The sequence below is a fragment of the Aeromonas sp. 604176 genome (assembly GCF_049170755.1).
In the GTDB taxonomy this organism is placed as follows: Bacteria; Pseudomonadota; Gammaproteobacteria; order Enterobacterales; family Aeromonadaceae; genus Aeromonas; species Aeromonas veronii_A.
In genome coordinates, this window is the sequence record NZ_JAAKNE010000220.1 from 1 (window position 1) to 2,320 (window position 2,320).

Annotated in this window: 2 protein-coding genes; both read right to left on the minus strand. The window is 54.9% G+C overall.

The genetic code is table 11. The features are described 5' to 3' along the window. A partial coding sequence (locus tag G5358_RS20775) for a S41 family peptidase (protein WP_421324847.1) occupies positions 1–1,535 on the minus strand: 1,535 nt, incomplete at its 3' end. An 8-nt stretch (positions 1,536–1,543) separates the two neighbouring features. Then, positions 1,544–2,182, minus strand: a complete 639-nt coding sequence (proQ, locus tag G5358_RS20780; RefSeq protein WP_005345438.1) for an RNA chaperone ProQ — start codon at positions 2,180–2,182, stop codon at positions 1,544–1,546. Positions 2,183–2,320 lie beyond the last annotated feature (138 nt).

Below are 2,320 nucleotides of genomic sequence, written 5' to 3' on the forward strand. Positions count from 1 at the left end.
CGGTAGAACTTGGCGATGGTGTACTGCACGTGACCCAGCGGCTGCTCGTAGAAGTCATAGACCTTGGCGAGGCTGCGATGTTGTTGCACCGTCCCCTTGCCGAACGAGTTTTCCCCCAGGATCAGGGCACGACCATAATCCTGCATGGCGGCGGCGAAGATCTCGGAGGCAGATGCACTGTATCTGTCGATCAGCACCGACATGGGACCGCCGTAATAGACGTTGCCATCATCGTCACCGTTGACCGTGATACGACCCATATGATCCCGGATCTGAACCACAGGACCGCTGCCAAAGAAGAGACCGCTCAGGGCAGAGGCTTCGGTCAGGGCTCCGCCGCCGTTTCCGCGCAGATCGATGATCAAACCATCGATCTTCTGCTTGTTGAGGCTGGAGAGCTCCTTGATCACATCATCGTGCAGATTGACGTAGAAACTTGGAATCTCGATGACACCGATCTTCTTGCCTTCGGCGGTGATCACCTTGGACTTGGCGGCTCTGTCTTCAAGGCGCACCTTGTCACGGGTCAGCTCGATCTGTTCGGTCTTGGCGGTAGCGCCCTTGCCGCGCTGAATTTCAAGCTTGACCTTGCTCCCCTTGGGTCCCTTGATGAGCTCGACCACGTCATCGAGACGCCAGCCGATCACATCAACAATCTTGCCATCTTCCTGTCCCACCCCGGTGATTTTGTCATCAGGCTTGAGGTGGTTGGATTTGGCAGCAGGACCACCGGGTACCAGGGAGCGGATGACTGTAAAGTCATCTTCCGCCTGCAACACGGCACCGATCCCTTCCAGCGAGAGGTTCATCTCGGTGTTGAAACGATCGGCACTGCGCGGTGAGAGGTAACTGGTGTGGGGTTCGATGGCGCGAGCGAAGGAGTTCATGAAGAGCTGGAAGACATCTTCGCTCTCGGTCTGGGACATTCGCTTGATGGCGTTGTTGTAACGCTTGCCAAGCAGCTCCTTGATCTCGGGCCACTCCTTGCCGCTGAGTTTGAGGCTCAGGGCATCGAACTTGACTCGCTGACGCCACAGCTCGTTGAGCTCTGCTTCATCTTTGGGCCAAGCCGCACCTTCCCGATCGAACACATAGTTGTCGGGCTGGGTGAAATCAAAGGGAGTGTCAAGCAGTTTGAGGGCGTATTCGAACCGCTCATAACGCCGTTGCTGACTCAGGTTGAACATCTCGTAGGCGGGTGCCAGACGGCCTCTTTCGAGGTCGGTGTCAAAACCGTTACGGTATTTTTCAAAACGGCTGATATCAGAGGCCAAAAACAGGTTGCGACTGTAGTCCAGATTCTCCAGATATTTATCGAAAATCACGGAGGAAAAGGCATCATCCAGCTTGAACTGTTTGTAGTGCGAGCGGGTAAACAGATTGGTAATTCGCTTGCTGGCCGTAGCATGTTGGCTCTCTTGAGCCAACACAGGCAAATCACTCTCCTTGAGCACCGGCTCGATGGCCTGTGCAAGCCCGGCAAGCGCCAGGCTACAGGCAACGAGGGAAAAACGAATTACGCCATGCTTCAACATTTGTCTCCTTAGAGAACCAAGTGCTCTGATTTGACCCGCACCATCATGCCGGTCTGCAGTTGGACCTGTACATCGTCCTTGGTCACTTCCTTGATGGTTGCCGGAACCGGGAATTTACCCATAACGACGCGCACATCCTGGCCCACTTTCAGCGTAGCGGCATCCACTTTAACAAGCGGAGCTTCAGCAGCGGGCACTTTGGCGGCAGCCTTCGGCTTGGCAGCGACATCAGCCTTCTCGGTTTTGCGCACAGCAGGGCGACGAGGCTTCTTGGCCTTCTCATCCTTCTCTTTGGTATTGGTACGACGGCTGGCGAATACGCGCTCTTTGCTCTCTTTCAGAGCTTGCTTGGCGTGCTCGATGTGCTCTTCGGTCAGCAGTTCACCCGGATTACCATCCAGATCAACGCGAGCCTGGCCAGCTTTGAGTCCGTGCAGGTAGCGCCAGCTGGAGGTGTATTGACGCAGTGCGGAGCGCAGCATGGTCTTGGAGACTCTGGCATCGTCAGCAAGACGCTCGGCCAAATCCTGGAAGATGCCAATCTTGAGCGGCTTGGCCTCTCCTTCAGCAACGAAGCAGGCCGGGAATTTCTCGACCAGGTAGGCAACGATCTCTTTACTGTTCTTCAGCTTCTCAGTGTTTTCCATGTATAACCTTGGCTTTCATATAAACGCACGGGCACGTCCCGAGCACAACAAAGGCCCCATTATAGAGAGCTTGGGGCCTTTTGCGAACCATCTAGCAATGACTTAGAGCATGCTTTCCAAAATTTGCACCGTTTCTTC

Coding starts and splice junctions, on each gene's coding strand:
- proQ (WP_005345438.1), bottom strand. CDS start 2,182: ATGGAAAACACTGAGAAGCTGAAGAACAGTAAAGAGATCGTTGCCTAC.